Source organism: Caulobacter segnis (assembly GCF_019931575.1).
GTDB classification, from domain to species: domain Bacteria; phylum Pseudomonadota; class Alphaproteobacteria; order Caulobacterales; family Caulobacteraceae; genus Caulobacter; species Caulobacter segnis_C.
Map to the genome: position 1 here is coordinate 1,086,244 of NZ_CP082923.1, position 26,104 is coordinate 1,112,347.

Sequence of the window (26,104 nt, forward strand, 5' to 3'; positions counted from 1 at the left end):
CTCGCGGACGACCCCTTCCATCTCATCGGACCCTACTCACGCGGTCCGTACGCGAGATAGCTCGTTCGCGCGGTCGCCTAGTACTTCAGGCGAACGCCCACGCGGAAGTAGCGGCCCACGGCGCCCGACTGCGAGTAGGTCGGGTTCCAGTTTACCGCGGCGTAGTTGGCCGGGTTGAACATCGGGCCGGCGTCGAACAGGTTCAGCACGTCGGCATAGACCGTCGTGTGCTCGGTGACGTCGTAGGCGCCAGTCATGTCGAAGGAGATGAAGTCCTTCGTGTGGCACTTGAACTCGGCCGTGCCGTAGAGGCACGTGTCGTCACCCTGGTAGCTCTCGTCGATCGAGCGCAGGCCGCTGACATAGTTCAGGGTGCCGGTCATGGTGGCCGGACCGCGGGTGAAGGTGTTGCTCCACGAGGCGCGATACTTCGGCGTGCCGGCGCCCGACGACAGCACGTACGGGGCCTGTTTGCCGACGTAGTTATACGTCACGCCGCCCTGCGTGTACTTGAAGTCGAACAGGACGGTGGCGTTCAGGTCGCTGGTCCACTTGATGTCGGCCGGCAGGTACATCGTGTTCTGGACGTTCAGGTCCATGCCGCTGGTGCGCAGCGAGTCGGCGTTGATGTACGGCGAGGCCACCGACAGGATGCGCGGCAGGGCGTTCGGGGCGTCCGGATCCGGCAGGTCGGCGGTCACCACGTAGCCGGCCGGGATGGCTTCGCCGGCATAGTAGGCGGCGATGGCGTCACCCGCGCTGGCCTGCGCGATCACGTCGGTCTTCTTGATGTGGTAGTAGTCCAGCGAGACGCTGAAGCTGCGGGTCGGGGCCCACACCGCGCCCATGGTGTAGCTGGTCGACTTCTCCGGCTTCAGGTCCGGGTTGGCCGCGGTGATGTTCGAGAGCGAGTAGGTCTTGGTGTACTCGCTGCCGCCGTGGGCCGCGACGAAGTCCGGGTAGTTCGCGAACGAGAAGTTCGTGAAGCCCTGGCTGGCCGAGTCGCCCGATTCCGAGAACGACGGCGCGCGGAAGCCCTTCGAGACGGTGGCGCGCAGGGCGACCGTCTTGATGGGCGTGTACTTGACGCCGATCTTCGGGGAGAAGTTGCCGCCGAAGTCCGAATAGTGGTCGTAGCGACCCGAGACGTTGACCTCGACATTGTTCAGCACCGGCATGCCCAGTTCGGCGAAGGCCGAGGCGACCGTGCGGTTGCCGATGGTGCGGGCGTTGCCCAACCCTTGCGCGTCGTTGACCGGGTTCAAGGCCGGGTCGTTGACGGCCTCGTAGCGGAACTCGCCGCCGACACCCAACTGGGCGGGGCCGCCCGGCAGGTTGAAGACGTCGCGCGAGGCCTGGAAGTTCACCGAGTCCAGGTCGCTGGTCGAGGTCTTGGCCAGGACCGGGGCCAGGGCGCTGCGGACGGCCTGGCTGTTCTTCGACGGGTCGATGAAGTTGTACGTGCCGTTGTTCACCGCGTCGATCAGCGCGTCGTAGCTGATGTAGCCGTGGTTGGCGCTTTCCAGCCAGCCGTGGGCGATCACGACATTGGCCTTGTAGTTCCAGTCGGCCGCCGAGCCTTCGACGCCGCCGACCATGCGGGCCATGCGGTTGGTGTAGTTGGCGTAGAACGGGATGTCGCTGAAGCGGTAGCGGATCAGCGCGTCATAGCCTTCGGCCGCGAACGGGTTGTTCGGGTTCAACTGGCCGTTCGACAGCAGGGCCGGCAGGACGATGTTCGACAGATTGTGCGGCGTCGACGACGAGATCGAACGCTCGGCCCCACGCGTCGAGGTCTTCGACTGCATGAAGCTGGCCGACAGATAGGCCTGGAAGTTGTCGTTCGGCTTGATCGTGAAGCGGCCATAGGCGCCCACGCGCTCCTGGCGGGGCTGGACATCGCCCAGCTTGGCGACGTTCTGGGCGCAGTACGAACCGCCGTCGTCGGTGGTCAGCGGGGCGTCGGTCGCGCAGCCGCGCAGCGGCTGCCACAGGTCGCCGGCCAGGGCCACGCCGGTCGAGATGTCGCCGGCCGTGCCCATGGTGGCGCGCTTGATCTGGCCGTAGTAGGTGCTGCCGCCGGCGCCCGGGTTGTCGTTCGTGCCGCCGGGGATGCCCGACAGGTCGAAGGTGTCGTACGGGTAGCCGCGCTGGTCGATGCGGATGCGCTTGTCCAGCTGGTACTCGACGTCCAGGTACATGTTGTACTTGTCGGTATCCAGGTCGCCGTAGCCGACCTCGCCGTTGAAGCGGTACTGGTCGCCGCCGCCATGCTGGGACGTGCCGACCGACAGGTCAGCGCCCATACCCTGGAAGTTCGACTTCATGATGATGTTGACCACGCCGCCGATGGCGTCGGCGCCGTACAGCGACGAGGCGCCGTCCTTCAGGGTCTCGATGCGCTCGACCGCGTTGAACGGGATCGAGTTGAGGTCGACGAAGCTGCGCTGGCCGTCGTCGGCTAGCGGATAGCTGGCGTTGCGCAGGCCGTCGATCATGACCAGGGTCGAGTTGACGGTCAGGCCGCGCAGGGCCACGCCCGTCGAGCCGGCCGCGAAGCCGCTGCCGAAGGCGGCCGGGACCGAGCCCGAATTGTCGGCCGACAGGCTGCGGATGGCGTCGGCCACCGTCGTGATGCCCTGGGCCTTGAGCTGTTCGTTGGTCTGGACCTGGACCGGCGACGGGGTGGCGGTGTCGGTGCGGCGCAGCAGCGAGCCGGTGACGACGACGGCGTCGACTTCATTGTCCTGCGGGGCCGGCTGAGCGGCCGGCGCGGCGGTGGTTGAAGCGGTAGTCTGGGCGTTCGCGGCGAAACCGGCCAGCGCGGCCACGCCCACGATCATCGAGGTCGTGAGCAGGCGACCCCGGGTAATCTGATACTTCATGTCTGATCCTTCCGGGCCGCCCTCGCCGGCGCGGGCGCCGACGTCCTTACAGCCCGATGCAAGATGAGTTTCCCGTCGCGATCCGGCGGTTGGCGGGCGGCTTAGGACTCGGGGATCAAACCGGTCAATCGCACGCTTCAAGATGTAATGGAATTGTCTTTAAGCTGTCTCTTTAAGGCAACGCCTTGCGATGATTGGGGCGTGAATAAGTCAAATTGATCGCCGTTATGAAACGTGCCTGAAATCTATAACGCCATTCGTGGAACAAGATTGAAATCTCATCGTTCGCGGAACGGTGAAGTTTACAAATTTCTCGAAAACGAGATTCGAATAGTCGGTTTTGTTGAATAACGATGTTTGTCTTACGTCTCGATTACAGGCGCGGAAAGACGCGCGGCGGCCGGGGCCGCGCAGCGTGAACGGGGCGGGAAAGAGGTGTGCCGTGGGCCTAGAAGCGGCCGCGCGAGACTTCCGAGGCGGCCAGCAGGAAGGCGCCGGAGCCGTACAACTGGGTGTCGCCGGCCTCGACGTGATCGGGCGCGTAGCCGACCTGCTGCACCCAGCCCAGCTTGCCGTCCGGAGCCACGGCGTTGGCCAGGGCTGACCAGCCCAGGCGGGCCGAGCGGACGGACTTCGGATCCTTGAGCAGACCCTGGTTCACGCCCCAGGCGAGGCCGTAGACGAAGAAGCCCGTGCCACTGGTCTCGGGCGGGCTGTGCTCGGGGGCCAGCAACGACACCGACCAATAGCCGTCGGGCTTCTGCAGCGACACCAGCCGCGCCGACATCTTGCGGAACAGGGCCACATAGCGCGGGCGATCTGGATGGTCGGCCGGCAGGGTCTTCAGGATGTTGACGATCCCGGCATAGGCCCAGCCGTTGCCGCGGCTCCAGAAGATCTTGCGGCCCTGGTCGTCGCGGCGGTCGAAATAGCGGCTGTCGCGGAAATAGAGGCTATCGCCCTTGTCCAGCAGGTACTCGGTGGTCGCCCAGAACTCCCTGTCGCCATAGGCGGCGTAGCGCGTGTCCTTTGTCGCCGCCGACAGGGCCGTCCAGGTCGGCGGCGCCATGAACAGCGCGTCGCTCCAGCACCAGCGGACCTGGCAGGGCTGGTCTTCCGTGCCGTCGATGAACTTGAGGTCGGCGTGGGGCGGATCGGCCAGGATGGCGTCGAAGCGCGCCTTGACCGGGGCGATCTGGGCCGGGTCGCGATCGCGCAGGTTCAGCCACAGCCAGGTCTGGGCGATGACGTGGTCGTCGGCGTGCAGGGGGCGCTTGCCCAGGCCCCATTCCTGCTCAACGCCGTGGGCGCGCAGGGCCTGGGCGTAGCCCGTGTCGCCCGTCCGCTCCGCGAACGCCGCCAGGCCGACATAGAAGGCGCCCTGGATCCAGCCGCGCGGGTTCTGCGTACCGGCGCGGTGGGTCTGGACGTAGTCGAACTGGCCGTCCATGTGGCGCAGCTGCCAGTCGGCGACGGCGCGGCCCAGGGTCAGGGCGGAGGCGGCGGGGTCGGCGACCTCGATCGATGGCGGGGACGCAACGGGCGCGGCGCTCACGTGCGAAGCGGCGAAGGCCAGGCAGGCCAGGGCGGCGGCGACCGTCGAGCGCATCTTGTTCTCCCCTCCAGTTTCCATCCGGAGCGCCTCTCGCGGGCGCTCTCGATCAACGAAGGTTGTCTTACCGATTCCGGCCCGACGAGGCAAATTCCCCGGAACCGAACTGACCAATCTGGTCAGGCCAATCCTTGCGCGTTCGCGGCTCCGCGCTAAGGTGCGCGCAAAGTTCCCAGGGAGGGGCCCATGATCTCCGCTTCGTTCCGCGCCGTGGCGCTGGTCGCCGGCCTGACCACGCTGGCCTTGAGCGCCCCGCCGGCCCTGGCCAAGGACGCGGTCTGCAAGGCCGACGACGGCTACGCCGCCGCCTTCGACGGCCGCCGCACCTTCCGCTGGAAGCCCCAAGCGCTAGAGGCGGCCAAGGCCGGCGTGAGCGGTCCGGCGCTGTCTCCGGCCTACCGGGCCCTGATCGCCCGCGCCGACAAGGCCCTGGCCGGGCCGGTCTACAGCGTCGTCGACAAGAGCCGCACGCCGCCCAGCGGCGACAAGCACGACTACATCTCGATGGGCCCGTACTGGTGGCCCGATCCCGCCCAGCCGAACGGCGAGCCCTATGTCCGCAAGGACGGCGAGGTGAACCCCGAGCGCGACACCAACGCCTTCGACGCCGGCCGCATGGACGCCATGGCCGGCGCGGTCGAGGCCCTGTCGCTGGCCTACTATTTCACCGGCAAGAGCGCCTATGCGACCAAGGCCGCCCAGTTGCTGCGCGTCTGGTTCCTGGACCCGGCCACGCGGATGAACCCGTCGATGACCTATGCGCAAGGCGTGCCCGGCCGCACGCCGGGCCGGGCCGAGGGGGTGCTGGACACCTACCGCCTGCTGCGCGTCGTCGAGTCGATCGGCGTCCTGGCCCCCTCCAGGACGCTGACGGCGGCTGAGCAGAAGGGCCTCGAGGCCTGGTTCGGCGACTACGCGGCCTGGATGCAAACCGCCCCGACGGGCCGGCAGGAGCGCGCGGCGCGGAACAACCATGGCGTCTGGTACGACTACCAGTTGGCCACCTTCGCCCTGTTCGCTCGCCAGCCGGACTTGGCCAGGACCGTGCTGGCCGGCGTTGGCAAGGGCCGTATCGACCCGCAGATCGAGGCCGACGGCAAGCTGCCCGAGGAGCTCGCCCGCACCAAGGCGCTGCACTACAGCTACTTCGCCCTCGAGCCCCTGGTCGGCATGGCCGAGCTGGGACCCTGCGTCGGCGTCGACCTGTGGAACTACAAGGGCCCGAAGGGGCAGGGGATCCGCGTCGCCTTCGGCTACCTGGCCCCGTTCGTCGGGAACGAGGCGGCCTTCCCCTACAAGGACCTCAAGCCGCAGGACGCCACCCGCGAGGCCCTGCCGCTCTACGACCTGGCCGCCCGGGCCTATGGCGACGCCGGCTTCGCCGCCAAGGCCGAGCTGATCGCCCGCCAGGCGCCGGCGGCGCAGAGCCGCCTGACCATCGCGCCGTACGGCCGGTAGCTTTTTCCGCCGCGCCGGTGTCGGATGCGGCGACTTCGGCCCGTTCCTTGGTTCGAAAGCCGAGGAGGAGTTCGAGATGAGAAAGCTGAAAGTCGCCGCCTTCGTCAGCCTGGACGGCGTGATGCAGGCCCCGGGCGGGCCGGAGGAGGATACGTCGGGCGGCTTCGCCTTCGGCGGCTGGCTGCCGCCGATCACCGACGAGGCGGTCGGCCAGGCGGTCGGGGACCTGTTCGAGAAACCGTTCGACCTCGTCCTGGGGCGGCGGACCTACGACATCTTCGCCGGCTACTGGCCGCTGCACGACGACCACCCGATCGGCAAGGCGTTCAACGCCGCGACCAAGCACGTCGCCACCCGCGATCCGGACTTCAAGCTGTCGTGGAACAACAGCCGGGGACTGGGCGCCGACCCCGTGGCCGAGATCAAGCGGCTGAAGGCGCAGGACGGTCCCGACCTCCTGACCCAGGGCTCGGCCGACTTCCTGAAGACGCTGTTCGCCGCCGACGTCGTCGACGACCTGCAGACCATCACCTTCCCGGTGATGCTGGGCGACGGCAAGCGCCTGTTCCAGACCGGCGTGGCCCCGCGCACGTGGCGGCTGACTGAGGCCAAGGTCACCCCCGGCGGCTCGGTCGTCGGCCGTTACGCCCGGGCGGGCGCGGTGGAGACGGGCAGCTTCTAGGAGATCCGAAGCGCCGCGAGGCGGGCCCGGACGGCCACCGCGGTCTCCGGGTCGCCCAGCCAGAGGATCGCCCCGACGATCAGGACCACCTGCGCCAGGGTGATCAGCCACAACCACGTGCGGAACGGCTCCTTGCGAGTCTTGTGCCGAAACAGCCGCCGGGCCGCGAAGGCCCCGGGCGTCCCGCCCAGCGCGGCCAGGCCCAGCAGTGTCTTCTCCGGCACGCGCCGATCACCGCTGGCCGCGCGCCGCTTGTCGCCGGCGAAGACCGCGAAGGTCAGCGCGTTGATGGCGAGGAGGTAGAGCGCGAGCAGCGTGAGCATGTCGCTAGCATGGGGCGGCGGCGTTACCGATCGATTGTGGGGGAATGTCTGGGATGGGTGGGGAGCTGCCGTTGCCATTCCGTGTAGCGGGCTTGCCCTACACTGAATTCGATTTCGCTTGTGGCCTCTCAGTGGGGAAAGCTTTTCGATGTTCGATGACAGCTCGGTGGAAGACTCTACGTCGAACCCAGTGGTTGCGACCAAAGGTGTCAACAAAGCCAACGCGTTCCAACTCGTCAGCTAAGAACCCGCCGCGCTCAAAAGGGAAATGGAGTTGCAGTTCTTCGCCAACATCAATCGCTTTCGGCAGCCCTCCACTAAATGGACCATGCGACGTGTAGGGCTCGAATGGAAAATTGTGGATCGGATTGAGCACGCCCATAGCTCTTCGCTTAAAGAAGCGACGACGGCCGCGAACGATTGCCATGTGAGCTTTAACTGAACCAGGGCCATGATTAGTTATAACCATCGTCAGAAAAGGGGCGCTAGGCTCCTCGCCCTGCTGATAACTTCTCATCACCCCAAAACTCACCTCTACTTTTGGCTTGGGGTAAATGAACTTCGACCAGACATTCCAAATGAACGAGGCCAATGCAACGCAGAATGAAAGCAAACTGATCGCCAATGCCCAGTCGGCCGTTGTCATATGCCTGCATGCTCTGTCTGAGGGCTCTGCGTTAGCAGAGAACGTCGCGAGGGGCAGTGGGCAGATCAAGTCTTCAGCTGTGGGCGCAGTACCGAAGGCGGACCTCTCCGCCGGCCTGCTTGGGTGGGTAGCTGAACTCAAGCGCCCCCTTAGTGGCGGCTGTCAGAGTATGACGCCTTGGCGATAGGCGATTTTCGCAGTTCCGCGTGCGCGGGTGCCGCGCTTCGTTGCGATGATCGAGATCGGCCTCTCAATTCGACACCACAGGTGACCCTTGCACTCGTCCAACTCAAGTCGGGGTGTCGTGCTCGTTTCGACATGCAGGTCGAGCCGGGTAGGGTCTGAACCGAAATTACGCACGACCGCGTCGGTGCCTAAGACACGCTCGACCGTCTCTTTGATGAATGCGGCCTCGGCATCCGATAGTGGCCACGGAGCGACTGGTTGGAGCGGCGGCTTTGCTGCGGGCATGATCTGAGCATAGGTGCCGAACATGGCCTATGCCAATGTCCGCAACGGGTCGAAAGCCGACCTCCCAGGTCGGACCCAACCTTACATCTCTTGAAGGCAGCAGCGTGCCGGACTGACCAGGTCAGTCAAGGACCGCCCTCCGGGGCGGCCGCTGCGCGGCGGCGAAGCCGTCCTTGAGTGACCTGGACAGCCCGGCGATCGTCTCGCCGTGAGATGTAAGGATGGCTCCCTTCCTGACGGGAAAGGGATGCTCGCGGAGGGGGTCGCCCATCTGAATCCCTCTCCCATGGGGAGAGGGCGGGGCCCGCGCCGTAGGCGTGGGAGGGTGAGTGGGTAGGCGAAGCCCGTGGGTGATCCTGGCGCGGGTCGGGGAGGCAGTGCCGGTACGCCGGCTGAGGGTGTAACCACTCACCCTCCCAAGCTTCGCTTGGGCCCCTCCCTCTCTCTAAGAGAGAGGGATTCACGGGGATTGAGCCGTCTCTATCCTCGGAATTCGCGAGATCGACTTCAGCGAAATCAATCGCCTGTCGATTTTTAGACGCCGCTGAATGATCCGCGTTGAATCCCGTGGCCATACTTGTCCTTGTCCCCGTCGCAAGGGGAGGGCGCTTGGATCCGGCCCGAAGCGGCGGCGGGGAGCGGGGCCGCTTTCGGTTCCCGGCAGGTCCGAAGGCCGTCATGCGTGATGTAAAGACGCCGCCCTGGCAATGCCAAGGCGGTGGGATCCACGCCCGTCCGGGGGGAGCAGATAACGCTCACGCCCGCCGTCCTCATGGAAACAACAGCCTGGCGGAGCGGACGGTCGAGCCGAAACGCAAACACACGCTCACGGTATCCGGGGTCGTCCGGCCGCTCCGTCGCCTCCCCACACCTTCAGTGGTCAGCCGCGTGAAGCGGGAAAGCCGTGTCCCATGAAAGGGCGAACAGATGCGTTCCCTAGATCGCCGATCGTCTCGCCAGCTCGGTCCGGCGCGCGGCCACCTCGTTGCGGGCCCGTTCCAGGGCGTCGATCTCGGTGGCGGTCAGCAGGTTGTCGATCACCCGGCCCAGATGCTCGCGCATGGCGTTGCGGGCGCCGGCCGGGTCGCGTTCGCGCAGGGCCAGCAGGATCTCCTGGTGGTCGTCGATGCGCGGGCGCACGCCGACCTGGCGGGCGCGCTCCAGCATGGCGCGGCACAGGGGCGACTTGTAGCGCAGGTCCCAGAGGTTCTCGACGACGGTGACCAGGGCGCTGTTGCGGCTGGCGCGGGCGATGGTGACGTGGAAGCGGCGGTCGGCGCGGTCGCCCTTCACGTTGTTGTCGTTCTCCACGACCATGTCGTCGAGGATGGCGGTCAGCTCGGTCAGCTCCTCGTCGGTGATGGTCGCGGCGGCCAGGGCGGCGACCTCGCCCTCGATCAGGCGGCGAGCCTCGGTCAGCTCGAAGGCGCCGATGTCAAGGTCCGGAACCGGCGCCTCGGGGCGCGGGGCCTCGGTGACATAGACGCCAGAACCGTGGCGGGCCTCGACCAGGCCGCGGATTTCCAGGGCGATCATCGCCTCGCGCACGGTGGGGCGGCTGACCTTGTAGTCCTCGGCCAGGTCGCGCTCGGACGGCAGGCGCTGGCCGGGGCGGTGCACCCCGTCGCGAATCGCATCGGCGATGGAGTTGGCCACCTGCTGGTAGAGCTTGCGGGTTTCGGTCGTGGACGTGGTCATTTTCTTACTATCCATCCGAACGCCGCGCGTGGCGACGCAGCCGGTTGCATGGGTCTAGACCCCGCTAAAGCGCACACATTCGCCCAAAGTGGCAAGGCCACTAGCATCTTGCCTGATAAGTCTGTAGAAGTGGTCAGGCCACTTTTGGTCACGCTTAGCTCATTAGGTCCATGCTGAAGATCATCGACGCCAAGGTCATCGTCACCTGCCCCGGCCGCAATTTCGTGACGCTGAAGATCACGACCGAGGACGGGACTACCGGCGTCGGCGACGCCACCCTGAACGGCCGCGAGCTGGCGGTGGTCAGTTATCTGAAAGATCATATGATTCCCTGCCTGATCGGTCGCGACGCGCACCAGATCGAGGACACCTGGCAGTTCTTCTATCGCGGCTCGTACTGGCGCGGCGGTCCTGTGGGCATGAGCGCCCTGGCCGCCGTCGACATGGCGCTGTGGGACATCAAGGCCAAGGTGGCGGGCCTGCCGCTGTACCAGCTGCTGGGCGGGGCCAGCCGCACCGGCGTCACCGTCTACGGCCACGCCAACGGCGAGACGATCGACGACACCATCGCCGAGGCGGTGAAGTACAAGGCCATGGGCTATAAGGCTATCCGCCTGCAGACCGGCGTGCCGGGCCTGGCCAGCACCTACGGCGTCTCGGGCGACAAGATGTTCTACGAGCCGGCCGATGGGAACCTGCCGACCGAGAACGTCTGGTCGACGGCCGCCTACCTGCAGCATGCCCCCAAGCTGTTCGCCAAGGCCCGTGAAGTGCTGGGCTGGGACGTGCACCTGCTGCACGACGTCCACCACCGCCTGACCCCGATCGAGGCCGCCCGCCTGGGCAAGGACCTGGAGCCCTACCGCCTGTTCTGGCTGGAGGACTCGGTCCCGGCCGAGAACCAGGCCGGCTTCCGCCTGATCCGCCAGCACACCACGACGCCGCTGGCCGTGGGCGAGATCTTCTCGAACGTCTGGGACTGCAAGACCCTGATCGAGGAGCAGCTGATCGACTACCTGCGGGCCACGGTGCTGCACGCGGGCGGGATCACCAACCTGAAGAAGATCGCCGCCTTCGCCGACCTGCACCACGTCAAGACCGGCTGCCACGGCGCCACCGACCTGTCGCCGGTGACCATGGCCGCGGCCCTGCATCTGGGCATGGCGATCCCGAACTTCGGCCTGCAGGAATATATGCGCCACACGCCAGAGACGGACGCGGTGTTCCCGCATGGCTACACCTTCAGCGACGGCATGCTGCACCCCGGCGACAAGCCGGGCCTGGGCGTCGACATCGACGAGACCCTGGCCGCCAAGTACGACTACAAGCGCGCCTATCTGCCGGTGAACCGCCTGCAGGACGGAACCATGTTCAACTGGTAAAGCCAAATTGGCTTGACAACTAATTGATGGCGGCGAGATTGGTCATGCCAACTCGCCGCCGTTCGACGTTTCGCGTCGTCGTGGCGTTCCAGAAAACAGACCCGTTCAGGCGGGCGTCACGAGCGACCGATGCGACTGCGTACCTCTCTCCTCCCGACGGCCGCGCTCTGCCTGGCCGTGGCCGCGCCCGCTTTCGCAGCCGCTCCTGATCAAGGCCCGAGAGGCCCGCTCTACGCCGGCGCGGTCGCGCCGATGAACCAGACGGTCGAGACCCGCCTGCTGCCCCAGACCGCCGTGCTGCTGGAAAAGCTGCTGGCCGAGAAGCGCGACATGACCCTGGACGGGGTCAAGGTGTTCGAGGCCGACGACAAGTTCCTGCCCGGCAAGATCGCCATCGGCCTAGCCTATCTGGTCGTCGACACGCCCCGCACCGACCCGAACTTCGACCGTTACCTGGCCGCTTACCGCCAGATCGCGGACCTGACCGTCGACGACACCAACGACACCTGGGGCGTCTACTACTACTGCCAGGCCCTGCTGATGCTGCGCGAGGCCGGGGTGCTGGACCAGGCGGTGTCGCCCGAAACCCTGGCCAGGCTGAAGGTCAAGCTGGACTGGCGCCGCTTCGTCCGCGAGAGCGACCTGACCCTGATCAACCTGCCCAACAACTACTACGGCGTCGCCTTCAGCGTGGCGCGTCTGCGCTATCGCCTGGGCTGGGAGGACGCCTCGGCCAGCGAGGGCCTGCTGGGCAAGACGCTGGACCATTACCGCAAGTACTCGGGCGACTACGGCTTCGCCGACGAGACCGACGGCGACGGGCGCTTCGACCGCTACAGCGTGCTGCTGATCGGTGAGATCGCCCACCGCCTGATCGAGGCCGGCATGCCCGCCACGCCCGAGGTCCGCCAGTGGCTGCGCCGTTCGGTCGACCTGATGCTGCCGCGCCTGAACCTGCGCGGCGAGGGCTTCGAATATGGTCGCAGCATCGGCGCCTATGGCGAGACGGCCTTCCTCGAGGTGCTGACCGCCGCGGCCAAGCTGGACGTGCTGACGCCGGAAGAGAAGACCATGGCCTATGCCTTCTCGTCCCGTGTCGCGGCCCGCTACATGGACTTCTGGTTCGATCCCAAGATGGGCTCGGTGGACATGTGGGAACACGGCCGCCGGACGGACGCCTATCGCGGCAAGCACCGGATCCTGGGCGAGAACCTCAGCCTGGGCCGGCAGTACATCTACACCAGCGCGATCTGGAATGAACTGGGCTTCAAGGACAAGGCGCCCGATCCCGGCTACGCGGCGTGGCTGGACAGGCTGCCCAAGCGGACGGTGACCTGGTTCGCTAGAGGCGAGAACGATCGCCTGGTGGTCACCATCAGGGACAAGGGGCGCGTGATCGGCCTGCCGATCATCAATGGCGGCGAAAGCCAGCACATGAACACGCCCTACTATCCGATCCCGTTCTCGCCCGGGATGCTGCAGGGCGTGGCCGACGGCGTGTTCCCGCAGTTGCTGCCGCGCCTCACCCTGGCCGACGGCGCCCAGCTGGCCCCGCTGGCCTACGCCGCCCACGTGAAGGTGGCCGGGAAGGGGGCGCGAACCGTCGTGACCTACGACCAGGACCGGCTGGACCGCCTGGGCCAGAAGGCCCCGGTCGCCGACGACCGCTTCAGCGTCAGGACGACCTATGTGCTGGAGCCGGGCCGGATCCGCCGCACCGATGTCTTCACGCCCAAGGCGGGCGTCACGGTCAAGGCCGTGGACCTGGCCTTCGCCAGCTTTTCGACCAAGGCCGTGACCCGGGGCGGCGAAACGCGCTTCGGGGCGGGCGAGGTGACCGGCTTCGACGTCCAGGGGCTGACGTGCGCGACGCGGCCGCTGGACGACGGGAAGGCCTATCGCGGCCCGACCGGGGCGATGACCGCGCTGACCAGCTGCACGGGCGGCGCGCCGGCGGGCGGGCCGATCACCGTGAGCTGGACGCTGACCTACAGATAACGAAGGGCTAGTTCGCCGGCCCCACCCGGAAGGCGCACAGCTTGTTGCCGTCCAGGTCGCGGAAATAGGCGGCGTAGAAGGCCTGCTCGCCCTCGGCGCCTCGAACGCCGGGACCGCCCTCGCACTGGCCGCCCAGGGCGATGGCCTTGTCGTACAGCGCGTCGACCTTGGCCCGCTCGTCCAGGACGATGGCGATCATCGTGCCGTTGCCCGAGGTGGCGGCCTGGCCGTCATAAGGCTTGCCGACGCCGAACATCGGCTTGCTCCAGTCCGCGCCCCAGGCGCAGCCGCCGGTCGGAAACTCCATCATCCGTCCCACGCCGATGGCCCCGAACAAGCCGTCGTAAAAAGCCTTGGCCCTGTCCAGGTCGTTGCTGCCGACCAGGGTGTATCCAATCATAGCGTCCTCCCGCGCCGTGAAATCCGCGGCAGGGTGACGGAGGTTCGGGCAGGTGGACAGGGAGAAACCGGAAGTTTCGTCGATGTCTGGTCGCGAAATGTTGATCGACCGGATTGGTGACGTCGGCGTCATGAATGTCTCGCCTTCGCCATGTATTTTCAGGGTTTGGGCGTTCTTCGTGATCGCGAATGTCGAGTTTACGACTAACAATTGTTTCCCGTGGGCCGGATATATGCTCGTAATACTCGGATTGGGGTGTTAGCGTTACTACATCGCTGGCACGTTTTCTCGAGCGCCGGTGACTGAGAGATGAAGCTTCGGCTTCTGCTCCCGCTCGGAGGGCCGGAGCTAGAGACATGACCACTTATCTTTTCTACCCCCGGCGCGCGGATGGCGTGTCCCTGACCTTCATTGCGGAGTCCGCCGAGGACGACGCCGACGCCATGGAACTGGCGGCCGAGATCGCGGCGGCGCACGAGTGCACCGGCGTCTTCGTCTGGGAGCCCGCGGCCGGAGCCGACGGCAAGGACCGCTTCATCGGCGAGGTCGATCGCCACGGCGCCGGAGCCTGGCATGAGCCCGAGACGGCGATTGGAGCCCCCGCCACGGTCTAGGCGTTACTGGGCGACCCGAGGGAGGTCGCCGTGGACAAGCTGTTCGCCAAGTTCGCCAATGTCACCGCCAAAATCACTGGCAGCCCGCCCGCGTTCCTGATCTGCGTCGCCCTGGTGCTGACCTGGGCGGTGACCGGGCCGATCTTCAAGTTCTCCGAGACCTGGCAGCTGGTGATCAACACCGGCACGACGATCGTCACCTTCCTGATGGTGTTCCTGATCCAGAACACCCAGAACCGCGACGGCATCGCCCTGCAAACCAAGCTGGATGAGCTGATCCGCGCCACGACCGACGCCGAGAACGAGTTCATCGGCATCGAGAAGCTGACCGACAAGGAACTGGAGGCCATGCACGCCCACTGCAAGGCGCGGGCCGACCACAGCGTGCGCGCCTTGCAGCGCGCCGCCGCCGAGAAGGACGCCCGGGCGGCGAAGCGGGCCAAGGCCAGCCAGCCGACGGCCAAGAAAGCGCCCTCGGCCCGAGGCCAGGCCGCCCGCCGCGCCAAGGCCCTGCGGGCGGGCCATCCGCACGCCTAGAGGCGCCGATTCCCGCGCCGCACCCCCGACTAATGTCTGATCTTGTCAGGGTGGACGTCAGACCTCATCGGCGATAGCGGTAACATCGACCGGGGTCGAAGCGCGTCGCCACGAGCGCGCGGTCCCGTGGGGGAGAGCCGCCTTTGCCCAAACTGAGAGCCCTGCGCTGGTGGATCATCGGCCTGGTCATGCTGGGCGCGATCGTCAACTACCTGACGCGCTCGACCATGGGCGTGGCCGCGCCGACGATCCTCAAGGACCTCGGCATCTCGGTGAAGGAATATTCCTGGATCACCAGCGCCTTCCAGCTGGGGATCATGCTGCAGCCGATCTGCGGCTATGTGCTCGACACCCTGGGTCTGCGCACCGGCTTCGCCGTCTTCGCCGCCGCCTGGTCGCTGATCGCGATGGCTCATGGCCTGGCCAGCAACTGGCAGGGCTTCGCCGTGCTGCGCGGCTTGTTGGGCCTGGCCGAGGGGTCGGCCCAGCCGGCGGGCATGAAGGCGGTGGCCACCTGGTTCCCGGCCAAGGAGCGCGGCTTCGCGGGCGGGATCTTCAATATCGGTGCGTCGTTCGGTTCGGTGCTGGCGCCGCCCCTGGTGGTGTGGGCCGCGCTGACCTGGAACTGGCGGGCGGCCTTCGTGATGACCGGGGCCCTCGGCCTCGCCTGGGTGGCGCTGTGGCTGCTGTTCTATCGGTCGCCCGACCGGCACCCGGCGATGACCGAGGACGAGCGCGCTCGCATCGCCGCCGGCCAGGAGGCGCACCTGACCGACGCCGGCACGCGGCCGTCGATCGTCTCGATCCTGAAGCAAGGCAAGTTCTGGGGCATCGCCCTGCCGCGGTTCCTGGCCGATCCCACCTGGGGGACGCTGTCGTTCTGGGTGCCGCTCTACCTGTCGCAGACGCGCGGCTTCGACCTGAAGCAGATCGCCATGTTCGTCTGGCTGCCGTTCGTGGCGGCGGACCTGGGCTGCCTGTTCGGGCCGGTCATCGCCCACTTCCTGCAGAAGCGCGGAGTGTCCCTGATCAACGCCCGGCGCTGGGCCTTCACGGTCGGCGCGGCGATGATGACCGGCATGATGTTCGTCGGCCGGGTCGAGAGCCCCTACGCCGCCATCGCCCTGCTGTGCCTGGGGGGCTTCGCCCACCAGACCCTGTCGGTCACTGTCATCACCATGGCCTCGGACCTTTTCCGCCGTGACGAGGTCGCCACCGTGGCGGGCCTGGCCGGCATGATGGGCAATCTGGGCGTCCTGCTGTTCTCGCTGCTGATCGGCGGTCTGGTGACCACGATCGGCTATGACCCGTTCTTCGTGGCCCTGGGCGTGCTGGACATCCTGGGCGCCGTCGTCCTGTGGACCTTCGTCAAGGACCGCGCCTCTCCCAAGGCGGTCAACCCGTGAGCGTACCCGTGATCCGCAACCCCATCCTGCGCGGCTTCAATCCCGATCCTTCGATCGTGCGGGTGGGGCAGGACTACTATATCGCCGTCTCGACCTTCGAGTGGTTCCCGGGCGTCCAGATCCACCATTCGCGGGACCTGGTGAACTGGCGCCTGCTGAGCCGGCCGCTGACCCGCGCCAGCCAGCTGAACATGCTGGGCGATCCTGACGGCTGCGGCCTCTGGGCCCCGTGCCTGACCCATGCCGACGGCCGGTTCTGGCTGATCTACACCGACGTGAAGCGCTATGGCCGGACCACGGTGGGCGGCGCTTCGGGCGCGTCCCTGCGCGACTTCCACAACTACCTGGTCACCGCCGAGACGATCGACGGCGCGTGGTCCGAGCCGACCTATCTGAACAGCTCCGGCTTCGACCCTTCGCTGTTCCATGACGACGATGGCAGGAAGTGGCTGGTCAACCAGCTGTGGGATCACCGACAGGGCAAGAACCGCTTCGCCGGCATCGTCCTGCAGGAATACTCGGTCGCCGAGGGGCGCCTGGTCGGCCAACGCAAGGTGATCTTCGAGGGCACGGCCATCGGCCTGACCGAGGCCCCGCACCTCTACAAGCGCGACGGCTGGTACTACCTGGTCACCGCCGAGGGCGGCACCGGCTGGGGCCACGCCATGACCCTGGCCCGCTCGCGCGCCATCGACGGCCCGTATGAACTGCACCCCGACACCTACGTCCTGACGTCGCGCGATCGGCCGCATGTGGCCTTGCAGCGCGCCGGCCACGCCGACCTGGTCGAGACCGCCGACGGCGAGACCTACGCCGTCTATCTGTGCGGACGCCCGCTGCCCAATCGCGGCCGCTGCGTCCTGGGGCGCGAGACGGCGATCCAGAAGCTGGTCTGGGGCGAGGACGGCTGGCCGCGCACCCTGGACGGTTCGGGCGACCCGACCCTCGAGACCCCCGCGCCGAACCTGCCTCAGCAGCCCTGGCCCGCCGCGCCGACGCGCGAGGACTTCGATGGCCCTGACCTGCCGATCGACTTCCAATGGCTGCGGACGCCGTATCCGGACGAGATCTTCAGCCTGACCGCCAGGCCGGGATCCTTGCGTCTCTTCGGCCGCGAGACCCTGGGCAGCGTCTTTCGTCAGGCCCTGGTGGCCCGCCGGCAGCAGGATCACTGCTATTCGGCCGCCACCGTCCTGGACTTCGAGCCCGAGCACTTCCAGCAGGCGGCGGGTCTGGTCTGCTACTACAACGGCGCCAAGTTCCACTATCTGCACGTCACCCACGACGAGGCGATCGGCAGGCATCTGCGGGTCATGACCTGCACGCCCGACAGTCCGCAGGCCGACAGCTTCACCGCGCCGATCTCGCTGGCGGCGGGCCCGGTCGAGCTGCGCGTCGAGGTCGACTTCGAGCGTCTGCGCTTCGGCTTCCGGCAGGGGCAGGGCGCCTGGACCTGGCTGCCCGAGGTGTTCGACGCCTCGATCCTGTCGGACGAGGCCAGCGTTCCCGGCGCGCCGAACTTCACCGGCGCCTTCGTCGGCATGGCCTGCCAGGACATGTCGGGCGCGGGCGCTCCGGCCGACTTCGACTGGTTCGAGTACGAGGGACGGGAATACCGAACTTAGATTATCTGGATTGAGTGAACGGCGTTCAGTCGTAGAGTTCATCCCATCAGGCCGCCACAGACGGCTCCAGGGAGAACGCCATGAACGCTCCTGTCTCGATTTCCGAAACAGACGCCGTCGACTATGCCGGCCTGACCGTCACGCCCGCCGGGCCGGTGCTGGGGGCCGAGATCTCGGGCCTGGACCTGACGCAGGCGCTCAAGCCCGAGATCGTCGCGGCCATCCGCGCGGCCCTGCTGCGCCACAAGGTGGTGTTTTTCCGCGACCAGGACATCAGCCACGAGGACCACGTCCGCTTCGGCCGCTATTTCGGCGACCTAGAGGGTCATCCGGTCACTGCCCACGTACCGGGCTTTCCCGAGATCCTGCACATCGAGGCGGCCGACGGCATGAAGCTGCGCGAGGAGATCGTCCCGGTCGTCCGCGCCGCCAACAAGTGGCACACCGACGTCACCTTCCGCGAGGCGCCGTCGATGGGCGGCGTGCTGCGCATGCGGCACATGCCGCCGCTGGGCGGCGACACCCTGTTCGCCGACACCGCTGCGATCTATCGCGACCTGCCGCAAAAGCTGAAGGACCAGCTGGCCGACCTGACGGCCGAGCACGACATCATCCAGAGCTACGGCTATCGGGTCGACGAGGCCAAGCGGCAAGAGCTGCGGGCGGCCTATCCGCCGATGGTCCATCCGGTGGTGCGCACGCATCCGGAGACCGGCGAGAAGCACCTGTTCGTCAACAAGGTCTTCACGACGCGCATCCTGGGCCTGCCCGAGGACGAGGCCAAGGCGCTGCTCAATGATTTGCTGGATCGGGTGAAGGCGCCCGAATATCAGGTCCGCTTCCGCTGGACGCCGAACGCCATCGTGTTCTGGGACAATCGCGCCACGCAACACTACGCGATCTTGGACTACTGGCCTCAGGAGCGGATCGTCGAACGGGTGACGATCAAGGGCGACAAGCCGTTCTGACGGCTCAGAAGATCAGGCGAACGGCCCCGATCACCAGGGCCCAGGCGCCCAACGCCAGGCTCAGCGGGACTAGGCGACGCATCAGCGTGGCCTGGATGTCGATGTTGAGGCCGGCGGTCTTCACCGGGAGCATCGGCTGGGTCTGGGCGATCGTCTTCATCTGTAGACGTCCTTGAGCGCCTCGTTTCCAGAAGGCGCGTGAAGCGGAAAACTCATAAGCGACTTAATATCGCGATATCTAATCGCGCACACTGTTTTGGGTTGGCCCTGCCTTCCGTTGGACCGAAGTCCGGGGAAAGCGAAGCTGACCGGAGACTGAAACCGGCTGGTCTTGCCATGGAGGCCTGGCCAGCCGGTTTCCACAAAGGTGTCGGACGCGGTGGGGTGCGCCGAGTAGCCAACACATCGACGAGTCTGGCGCTCAAGGCAACGTTCCAGACTGTCGCACCACTGCGACAAACGCGCGCAGAGGCTTACGTGGCCAGGGTTTGCGGACGTTCGCGAGTGGTCCGGGGGCGGAGCGGGGCCGCTATTTCCCCGCCTCCTTCTCCTTGTAGAAGCCCTGCAGCACGAAGAACGCCGGCTTGCGGCGGCCGGTCGGCGAGACCAGGCCCTTGCGGTTCCAGCCCTGCTGATAGACCGGATGCTGGCGGCGGGGCGCGCGGAAGTCCTTGAGGATCCAGGGCGACATGCCGCGCAACGTCGGGATCTTGCGGGCCATGGCCAGGGTCTTCTCGTAGTATTTCTTCTGGTAGTCCTCGGAGAACTTGCGCATCAGCCGCGGGTCGCTGAAGCCGGCCAGGGCGTCGGCGCCGAACTCCGAAAACACCATCGGCTTGTCGGTGGCCTTCCAGGCGATGTCGGGCAGGGCGTCCAGGGCGTCGTCGCTGTACCAGCCGTTGTAGGTATTGGCCGACAGCACATCCAACTTATCGGCCAGCGGGTCGTTCAGGCCCATCAGCGGCTTGCTGTCCACCGTCTTGCGGTCTGTCAGCAGGGCGGCGGTGACCAGGCGGCTGTCGTCCAGGGCCCGGACGTCGTCGACCAGCTGGTAGAGGAAGCTGTTGCGGGCGTCGGTGATCGGCGTCTCGTTGGCCACGCTCCACATGATGATCGAGGCGCGGTTCAGGTCGCGGCGCATGTTGTCGGCCAGCATGCCGCGCGCCAGGGAAAGGGTGCGCGGATTGGCGAAGTCGACCAGCCAGTAGACGGGGATCTCGGACCAGACCAGCAGGCCCATCTCGTCGGCCAGCCGGGTCGTCACCTCGCTGTGCGGATAGTGGGCCAGGCGCACGAAGTTGCCGTGCAGGCCTTCCTTGACCTCGGCCAGCAGGGCGCGGGCCCCGGCCTCGGTGATGGTGCGGGCGGGGTTCTCGCCGAACTCTTCCTCGTGGATCGAGATGCCGCGCAGGAAGATCGGCTTGCCGTTCAGCAGGATCTCGCTGCCCTTGGTCTCGATGGTGCGGAAGCCGACGCGGTCGGTCAGCCGGTCCTCGCCGGCCTGGACGACGACGTCGTACAGCTTGGGCCGTTCCGGCGACCAGCGAGCCAAGCCCTTGGGCGCGGCGGCCGAGGCGGTCAGAACGCCCTTGGCGTCCGTCCTGCCCGTGACGTCGAGGCCCAGCTCGGCGACGCGGACATGGACCTCCTGGTTGGCCGCCTGGGCGCCGTCCAGCTTCACCGTTGCGGCGATCCTGCCGTCCTTGGTCAGGCGCACCCAGGCCTCGTCGATGAAGGTGGCCGGCGTGATGACCAGGCGCATCGGCCGGGTGATCCCGCCGTAGTTCTCCCAGTCGGTCACCGGAGGCGGCACGCCGTCGGCCTGGGGCGTGGAGTCGACGCCGACCGTGATCTGGTTGTTGCTGGCCCGCAGGACGTCGGTGACCTCCAGCGAGAACGGCGTGAAGCCGCCCTCGTGCTCCCCGACCGCCTTGCCGTTCAGGAACACCCTGGCGGTGTAGTTGACCGCCTCGAAGCGCAGGAAGGCGCGCTGGCCGGGCTTCAGCGGCGCGGCGTCGAAGCGGCGCGTGTACCACATCAGGCCCTGGTAGTAGCGCAGGGTCGGGTCGTGGCCGATCCAGCCCTGCGGCAGGGTGGCCGTCGCCGCGCGGTCCATGTCGTATTCGTACAGCGCCGTCGGCTTGGCCCTGGTCAGGGCGTCGACATCGACGTCGTCATAACGGCGATGGCCCGCGCCCGGCGCGCCGCGGTGGAAGCCGGCCAAGCCGTCGCGATAGGGGTCGACCGAGTAACGCCAGGTCCCCGACAGGTCCTGACCGTCGCGGTTGTCGGCCCGGGTCAGGGTGGGCGAGGAAGCCTGGGCCGCCGGCGTCCAGAGCAGCATGGCGCACGCCGCGCCCGCCAGAAGCTTCAAACCCGGTCCCATCGCATCCTCCAGCAGCCGTTCGGCTTGTCACCGGAAGTTGAAGCACGGCGAGTGGTCAGGGCGCAACCAAATTGGTCATACCACTTGTGTGATGATTGGCCGTAAAGAAAAAGGCGGCCCGATCACGAGGACCGGGCCGCCATGGGTGGCCTTATGTCGGAGCCTTAGAAGCTCTTGCGGACCGTCACCCCGTAGGTGCGCGGGGCGTTCGGATAGCCGCTGTAGCTGCCATCCTGGGCGACCGTCGGGAAGGCCGAGATCAGGCTCTCGTCGTTGGTCAGGTTACGCGCCCACAGCGACACCTCGATCTGGTGCGCGGTGTTGGTGACGCCCAGGCTGGCGTTGACGATGTTGTTGTCATAGCTGGCCAAGGCCGGCGACACCGTCTCCGTCAGCTGGACCTTGCTCGAATAGTCGTATTCGACGCGGGCGTAGCCCTGCCAGTCGGCGCCCAGTTCGTGGTTGATCGTCGCCGAGGTCGAGAAGTTCCACTTCGGGATGCCCGCCGGGGTGTCGCCCGTCAGGTCGCGGAAGTTCGGGCGACGGCCGGTGGTCGGGTCGACCGGGCAGCGGGCGGTGTCGAAGGTCACGCAGGCCGCGCCGGTGAAGCTGTCGTACTTCGGATCCAGGTACGTGACCGAAGCGGCCAGGTTCAGCCACTGCACCGGACGCCAGGCGCTGTCGATTTCAAAGCCCTTCACCGACTCCTCGCCGGCGTTGACCAGGCTGTAGCCGAGGCCGGTGAAGGCGTTCGACTGGAAGCCCTTGATCGACTGCTTGAACACCGCGACGTTGGCGTAGCCGCCCGGGAAGTTGGCCTTCACGCCCAGTTCGTAGACGTTGACGTCTTCCGGATTGGCGGTGCGGCCCACGCCGTTGGCGTTGGGCGGACGGCTGTCCGACGACAGGTTGTAGGCGCCGGCCTTCCAGCCCGTGGAGTAGCTGACATAGGCGTTGATCGCGCCGAAGTCATAGGCCGCGCGGACGGCGTAGGTGACCTTGTCGCCCTTCAGTTGGCCGGACTCGCTGGCGTTCGGATAGTTCACCGGCGCGTGGGTCGGGTCGTTGCCGTAGAAGAACTGCAGCGCGCCCAGGGCGCTATAGAGGTTGCCCGGCAGGCCGATGGCGGTGAACTGCGGCACGGCGGCCAGGTTCAGCGACGAGAACGGGTCGTTCATGACCACGTTCGACCGCGCGTTCTTCTTGTCGTTCATATAGGCCAGACCACCGGTCAGGGTCAGCTTGTCGGTGACCTTGTAGTCGACCTGGCCGAACAGCGAATACGACTCCTGCTTCATGTTGTAGTAGTCGTTGATGCCTTGGCCGGCCTGGAAATAGGTCGAGCCGGGCTTGACCAGGGTCGGCGTGGCCAGGCTCTGCAGGAACTCCAGCGCGTAGATGTTCGACTTGCCGGTCAGGGCCGGGCGGATCGTGGCGGGCAGGGCCGCCAGCAGCGTCGCCGGCACCTGGCCCGACAGGGCGTCGGCGAAGGCGCGGATATCGCTGCCATAGGTGATGGTGCGGCCCGTATCGAGCTTCTCATTCTGGTAGAAGCCGCCAGCCAGCCAGCTGAGCGGGCCGTCGCCGCTCGACGCCAGGCGGATTTCCTGGGTGAACGTCTTGATGCTGTTCGCGGTGCGGTTGTTGGAGATGTCCGCGCCGGTGAAGTCGATGTCCTGGAACGAAGAGCTCGTCTGCTTCCGGTAGGCGGTGATCGCCGTCAGCTTGGCGAAGCCCAGGTCGTGATCCAACTGGCCCGAGACGCCCTTGCCCGACAGCTTGTTCGACGGGTCGGTGTTGAAGATGACGTCGCGGTCGAAGACCTTGGTCGTGTCGCTGATGGGCTTCTTCAGCACGGCGCCGATCGCCAGGGTGGCGGGGCCATTATAGATCGAGGTGACGCCGCAGCAGGTCTCGTTGATCTTGTTGTAGTCGGCGATGACGCGGAACGAGGTCTTGTCGGTCGGTTCCCACAGCACGTCGCCGCGGATCGACCAGCGGTCGCGGTCGTTGACGTCGTTGCCGGTCGTCGTGTTGGTGAAGAAGCCGTCGCGCTTGTTCACGCTGCCCGACAGGCGCGCGGCCAGGGTGTCGCTGAGCGGCCCGGTGATGGTGCCCTTGATCTGGCGGGTGTTGTAGTTGCCGTAGGTGCCCTCGATCTTGCCGCCGAACTCGTACTGCGGCTTCTTGGTGACGATGCTGATCGCGCCGGCCGACACGTTCTTGCCGAACAGGGTCGACTGCGGACCGCGCAGCACTTCGATGCGTTCGACCTCGGGCAGGTCGTCCAGGGCGGCGGCCGAACGGCTGCGATAGACGCCGTCGATGAACACGCCGACCGAGCTTTCGATGCCGTCGTTGCCGTTGCCGTTGCCGAAGCCGCGGATGACGAAATTCGTCTGACCGGTGGCGTTGAATTGCGAGACCTTCAGCGACGGCACGACCGACTGCAGGTCGATCAGGTCGCGGACCTGGGCGCGTTCGATGGTCTGCTGACCCGTGACGGCGACCGAGATCGGCACGTCTTGGAGGGTCTGTTCGCGCTTGGTGGCGGTGACGACGATCTCGTCGATAGCCGTGTTGTCAGTGGGTTGTTGTTGAGCAAAGGCCGGTGAGGCGATGGCGAGCGCCAGGGCGGACGCCCCCAGCAGGTGGACGTTTCTCATGAATAACTCCCTGTTTTTCTTTATTATTGGCCGCAGGTCTCCTCTTCCCGCCTCGAGCAATCGCGGGTTTCTTTTGGAGGAGGGCGAACCTATTGACGTAGGGTAAGGGCGATCCTGGCCGGGCGTCCGGGCCGTGCGAGACGGTCGGAGAGGCCAGGCCGTGGATGAAGACGCTTTGCGTCATGTTTCCGCCCCAGTGCGCCCGGTCTTGCATCCCGCGCGCAACTGATGGCGATTTTAATATGCCCTCGATATTCTAGCGCAAGTTAGAATCAATCGGATTGATCCCGATCACGTTCGGAACGAGTTTCGAAAGAACGGTGTCTTCCGACGATAGAATCGGGCGCGCCGGGCGGAGGAGAGCGCGCGATTGTCGAAGGGTGGGGATCCCGGGGGGCTGGCCGAGGAGGCCAGGCCGATGGCGCAAAGCCAGAAGTCCGTGAAGAAACGCGAGGCGATCCTGGGCGCGGCCATCGAGGTCATCAACGCCAAGGGCTTCGCCGCCGCCACCATGACCGAGATCGCCGCCGCGCTCGATCTGCGCGACGCGGCTCTCTACTACTACTTCCCCAACAAGCAGGCCCTGGCCTTCGCCGGCCACCAGCGCTCGCTGGAGCGATTCGAGGCGATCCTGGCGGTGGTCGAGGCCGCTGGCGGCACGGGGCTGTGCAAGCTGCGGCGATTCCTGAGGGCCCTGCTGGACGACGCGGTGACCAACGGGCCGCAGCTCTATTTCGGCGACAACTCGTATCTGGCCGACGACCAGCGCAAGGCGATCGAGGCCTGGACCGCCCGATTGTCCAAGCGGCTGGAGCGGTTCCTGGAGGAGGGCATGGCCGACGGCTCGATCGTGACCTGCGAACCGCCGCTGGTGGTGCAGCTCTTGGTCGGCATGCTGATCTGGCTGACCAAGTGGACCCCGGCCACGCCGGGCCTGACCAATGAGCGCCTGCTGGAGGCGATCGAGGCGACCGCGCTCCAGGGGCTGGCCAAGAGCTAGGCGAGCCCCAGCTCCGCCTTGACCTTCTTCGTCAGCTTGGCCGCGATCAGGCCATGCGCCGTCTTCACCCAATCGCTGACCTCGCCGGCGTCCAGGTCGGCCAGATCCGCGAAGTGCAGCCACTTGGCGCGGGCCAGGTAGGGCGCGGGCGAGGCGCGGCCGGTCTCGGTCAGGACCTCGAACGCCACGTCCGAGGCCTTGAACGAAATCCCGCCGCCCAGGGTGACGCCCTCGCCGCGGACGGCGAACATCTTGCCGCCAACCTTGAAGACGTGGTCGTCGCCCCACTGGATGGAGAGGGTCGCGCCCGGCAGGGCCAGGCACGCCTTGTCGAAGGCCTCCGGCGTCATCAGGCGTCGACGCCCAGGCCGATCGGGCAGACGACGCCGGTCCCGCCGATGCCGCAATAGCCGTTCGGGTTCTTGGCCAGGTACTGCTGGTGATAGTCCTCGGCGAAGTAGAACGGACCGGCGGCCGCGATCTCGGTGGTGATGTCGCCCAGGCCCTGGGCCGACAGGGCCTGCTGGTAGGCTTCCTTGGACTCCACGGCCGCGGCGGCCTGGGCGTCGTTGGCGACATAGACGCCCGAGCGGTACTGGGTGCCGATGTCGCCGCCCTGGCGCATGCCCTGGGTCGGGTCGTGATTCTCCCAGAAGGTCTTCAGCAGGGCCTCGTAGGTGACGACCTTGGGGTCGAACACCACCAGCACCACCTCGGTGTGGCCGGTGCGGCCGGTGCAGACCTCCTCATAGGTCGGGTTGGGCGTGACCCCGGCCGCGTAGCCCGCGGCGGTGACGTAAACGCCCGGAACCTGCCAGAACACGCGCTCGACGCCCCAGAAACAGCCCATGGCGAAGACCGCCGTCTCCAGGCTGTCGGAATAAGGCCCCTTCAGCGGATGGCCGTTGACGAAGTGGATGTCGGCCGTCGGGATCGCCTGCGCGCGGCCGGGCAGGGCGGTGTCGGCGGTGGGCATCTCGAGGGTCTTCTTGAGCGAGAGCATGGCGGGCCTTTCGCGGCGGGAATTTCTTGCGCCGGGATATAAGCGCTCGCGTCGTCAGTTTCATCCTGGAACGCGCTTGCTCTGCGACCGCCCCTGAGTATATTGCGCGCCTTCCCGCGCCGGGGGTCTCAACCACCCCCGACCCGAGTGCGCTGGTGAGGTGGCCGAGTGGTTGAAGGCGCACGCCTGGAACGCGTGTATAGGGGAAACTCTATCGAGGGTTCGAATCCCTCTCTCACCGCCACCCCCGCTTCTAAGGGGTTGATTTTACTATTCATTTTTCCTATTTCGAATTGTGGCCCCATTTCGGGTCCTACTTTGCTCCAGGAGCACCGCGCTTGTGC

General features: G+C 66.6%; 22 protein-coding genes and 1 tRNA gene. 11 read left to right on the top strand and 12 right to left on the bottom strand.

From position 1 onward, the window contains the following. Nucleotides 1-77: 77 nt before the first annotated feature. Nucleotides 78-2,885 (bottom strand): TonB-dependent receptor, encoded by a 2,808-nt coding sequence (locus tag K8940_RS05105; protein WP_223393438.1) that lies wholly within the window; start codon nucleotides 2,883-2,885, stop codon nucleotides 78-80. 448 nt (nucleotides 2,886-3,333) lie between these two features. Beyond that, the gene (locus tag K8940_RS05110) at nucleotides 3,334-4,494 is read right to left on the bottom strand and encodes a glycoside hydrolase family 105 protein (RefSeq protein ID WP_223393439.1); all 1,161 of its coding nucleotides are present in this window, start codon (nucleotides 4,492-4,494) and stop codon (nucleotides 3,334-3,336) included. Between the two features lie 189 nt (nucleotides 4,495-4,683). Here K8940_RS05110 and K8940_RS05115 point away from each other — a divergent pair, with 189 nt between their 5' ends. Both K8940_RS05115 and K8940_RS05120 read left to right on the top strand, forming a co-directional pair. Continuing rightward, nucleotides 4,684-5,955, top strand: a complete 1,272-nt coding sequence (locus K8940_RS05115; protein ID WP_223393440.1) for an alginate lyase family protein — start codon at nucleotides 4,684-4,686, stop codon at nucleotides 5,953-5,955. Between the two features lie 76 nt (nucleotides 5,956-6,031). Continuing rightward, nucleotides 6,032-6,637 carry a dihydrofolate reductase family protein gene (locus tag K8940_RS05120; protein WP_223393441.1) on the top strand — a complete coding sequence of 202 codons (606 nt, stop codon included), beginning with the start codon at nucleotides 6,032-6,034 and terminating at the stop codon, nucleotides 6,635-6,637. On the opposite strand, the gene K8940_RS05125 is transcribed toward K8940_RS05120, so the two are convergent. The 4 genes from K8940_RS05125 to K8940_RS05140 all read right to left on the bottom strand — a co-directional run bounded on the left by K8940_RS05125 (nucleotide 6,634) and on the right by K8940_RS05140 (nucleotide 9,775). Further along, the gene (locus tag K8940_RS05125) at nucleotides 6,634-6,960 is read right to left on the bottom strand and encodes a DUF1294 domain-containing protein (protein ID WP_223393442.1); all 327 of its coding nucleotides are present in this window, start codon (nucleotides 6,958-6,960) and stop codon (nucleotides 6,634-6,636) included. The two genes, K8940_RS05120 and K8940_RS05125, sit on opposite strands and share 4 nt — an antisense overlap. Nucleotides 6,961-7,057: 97 nt before the next feature. After that, the gene (locus K8940_RS05130) at nucleotides 7,058-7,606 is read right to left on the bottom strand and encodes a hypothetical protein (RefSeq protein ID WP_223393443.1); all 549 of its coding nucleotides are present in this window, start codon (nucleotides 7,604-7,606) and stop codon (nucleotides 7,058-7,060) included. Nucleotides 7,607-7,768: 162 nt separating this feature from the next. Continuing rightward, nucleotides 7,769-8,101: a hypothetical protein gene (locus K8940_RS05135; protein WP_223393444.1), complete on the bottom strand. Its 333-nt coding sequence runs from the start codon at nucleotides 8,099-8,101 to the stop codon at nucleotides 7,769-7,771. A gap of 912 nt (nucleotides 8,102-9,013) precedes the next feature. Next, nucleotides 9,014-9,775 (bottom strand): FadR/GntR family transcriptional regulator, encoded by a 762-nt coding sequence (locus tag K8940_RS05140; protein ID WP_223393445.1) that lies wholly within the window; start codon nucleotides 9,773-9,775, stop codon nucleotides 9,014-9,016. A gap of 170 nt (nucleotides 9,776-9,945) precedes the next feature. On the opposite strand from K8940_RS05140, the gene manD reads away from it, so the two are divergent. Together manD and K8940_RS05150 are read left to right on the top strand one after the other, a co-directional pair. Beyond that, nucleotides 9,946-11,157, top strand: coding sequence for a D-mannonate dehydratase ManD (manD, locus tag K8940_RS05145; RefSeq protein ID WP_223393446.1), 1,212 nt, complete (start codon nucleotides 9,946-9,948; stop codon nucleotides 11,155-11,157). A gap of 129 nt (nucleotides 11,158-11,286) precedes the next feature. Then, on the top strand, nucleotides 11,287-13,155 hold the full coding sequence (locus K8940_RS05150; RefSeq protein WP_223393447.1) for a hypothetical protein: 1,869 nt from the start codon (nucleotides 11,287-11,289) through the stop codon (nucleotides 13,153-13,155). A 7-nt stretch (nucleotides 13,156-13,162) separates the two neighbouring features. On the opposite strand, the gene K8940_RS05155 is transcribed toward K8940_RS05150, so the two are convergent. Next, complete coding sequence (locus tag K8940_RS05155) at nucleotides 13,163-13,555, bottom strand: VOC family protein (RefSeq protein ID WP_223393448.1); 393 nt, start codon at nucleotides 13,553-13,555, stop codon at nucleotides 13,163-13,165. 356 nt (nucleotides 13,556-13,911) lie between these two features. On the opposite strand from K8940_RS05155, the gene K8940_RS05160 reads away from it, so the two are divergent. From K8940_RS05160 to K8940_RS05180, 5 genes are all read left to right on the top strand, one after another. Then, the gene (locus K8940_RS05160) at nucleotides 13,912-14,169 is read left to right on the top strand and encodes a hypothetical protein (RefSeq protein WP_223393449.1); all 258 of its coding nucleotides are present in this window, start codon (nucleotides 13,912-13,914) and stop codon (nucleotides 14,167-14,169) included. Nucleotides 14,170-14,199: 30 nt separating this feature from the next. Further along, nucleotides 14,200-14,706, top strand: a complete 507-nt coding sequence (locus K8940_RS05165) for a low affinity iron permease family protein (RefSeq protein ID WP_223393450.1) — start codon at nucleotides 14,200-14,202, stop codon at nucleotides 14,704-14,706. 188 nt (nucleotides 14,707-14,894) lie between these two features. Continuing rightward, a complete protein-coding gene (locus tag K8940_RS05170; RefSeq protein ID WP_223395775.1) occupies nucleotides 14,895-16,112 on the top strand; it encodes an MFS transporter in 1,218 nt (405 codons plus the stop codon). Further along, nucleotides 16,109-17,737, top strand: a complete 1,629-nt coding sequence (locus tag K8940_RS05175; protein WP_223393451.1) for a glycoside hydrolase family 43 protein — start codon at nucleotides 16,109-16,111, stop codon at nucleotides 17,735-17,737. The genes K8940_RS05170 and K8940_RS05175 overlap by 4 nt, the downstream gene beginning before the upstream one ends. Before the next feature lie 80 nt (nucleotides 17,738-17,817). Then, nucleotides 17,818-18,705: a TauD/TfdA dioxygenase family protein gene (locus tag K8940_RS05180; RefSeq protein ID WP_223393452.1), complete on the top strand. Its 888-nt coding sequence runs from the start codon at nucleotides 17,818-17,820 to the stop codon at nucleotides 18,703-18,705. Nucleotides 18,706-18,709: 4 nt separating this feature from the next. On the opposite strand, the gene K8940_RS05185 is transcribed toward K8940_RS05180, so the two are convergent. From K8940_RS05185 to K8940_RS05195, 3 genes are all read right to left on the bottom strand, one after another. Next, complete coding sequence (locus tag K8940_RS05185) at nucleotides 18,710-18,865, bottom strand: hypothetical protein (RefSeq protein ID WP_223393453.1); 156 nt, start codon at nucleotides 18,863-18,865, stop codon at nucleotides 18,710-18,712. A gap of 369 nt (nucleotides 18,866-19,234) precedes the next feature. Beyond that, a complete protein-coding gene (locus K8940_RS05190; protein ID WP_223393454.1) occupies nucleotides 19,235-21,091 on the bottom strand; it encodes a glycoside hydrolase family 2 protein in 1,857 nt (618 codons plus the stop codon). Between the two features lie 164 nt (nucleotides 21,092-21,255). Then, nucleotides 21,256-23,757: a TonB-dependent receptor gene (locus K8940_RS05195; protein WP_223393455.1), complete on the bottom strand. Its 2,502-nt coding sequence runs from the start codon at nucleotides 23,755-23,757 to the stop codon at nucleotides 21,256-21,258. A 370-nt stretch (nucleotides 23,758-24,127) separates the two neighbouring features. On the opposite strand from K8940_RS05195, the gene K8940_RS05200 reads away from it, so the two are divergent. Further along, complete coding sequence (locus K8940_RS05200) at nucleotides 24,128-24,757, top strand: TetR/AcrR family transcriptional regulator (protein ID WP_223393456.1); 630 nt, start codon at nucleotides 24,128-24,130, stop codon at nucleotides 24,755-24,757. Here K8940_RS05200 and K8940_RS05205 read toward each other — a convergent pair. Together K8940_RS05205 and msrA are read right to left on the bottom strand one after the other, a co-directional pair. After that, the gene (locus K8940_RS05205) at nucleotides 24,754-25,107 is read right to left on the bottom strand and encodes an MmcQ/YjbR family DNA-binding protein (protein ID WP_223393457.1); all 354 of its coding nucleotides are present in this window, start codon (nucleotides 25,105-25,107) and stop codon (nucleotides 24,754-24,756) included. The two genes, K8940_RS05200 and K8940_RS05205, sit on opposite strands and share 4 nt — an antisense overlap. Next, complete coding sequence (gene msrA / locus K8940_RS05210; RefSeq protein WP_223393458.1) at nucleotides 25,107-25,760, bottom strand: peptide-methionine (S)-S-oxide reductase MsrA; 654 nt, start codon at nucleotides 25,758-25,760, stop codon at nucleotides 25,107-25,109. Before msrA ends, K8940_RS05205 begins: the two co-directional genes overlap by 1 nt. A 154-nt stretch (nucleotides 25,761-25,914) precedes the next feature. On the opposite strand from msrA, the gene K8940_RS05215 reads away from it, so the two are divergent. Further along, nucleotides 25,915-26,004 (top strand) — tRNA-Ser (locus K8940_RS05215). Nucleotides 26,005-26,104: the final 100 nt, after the last annotated feature.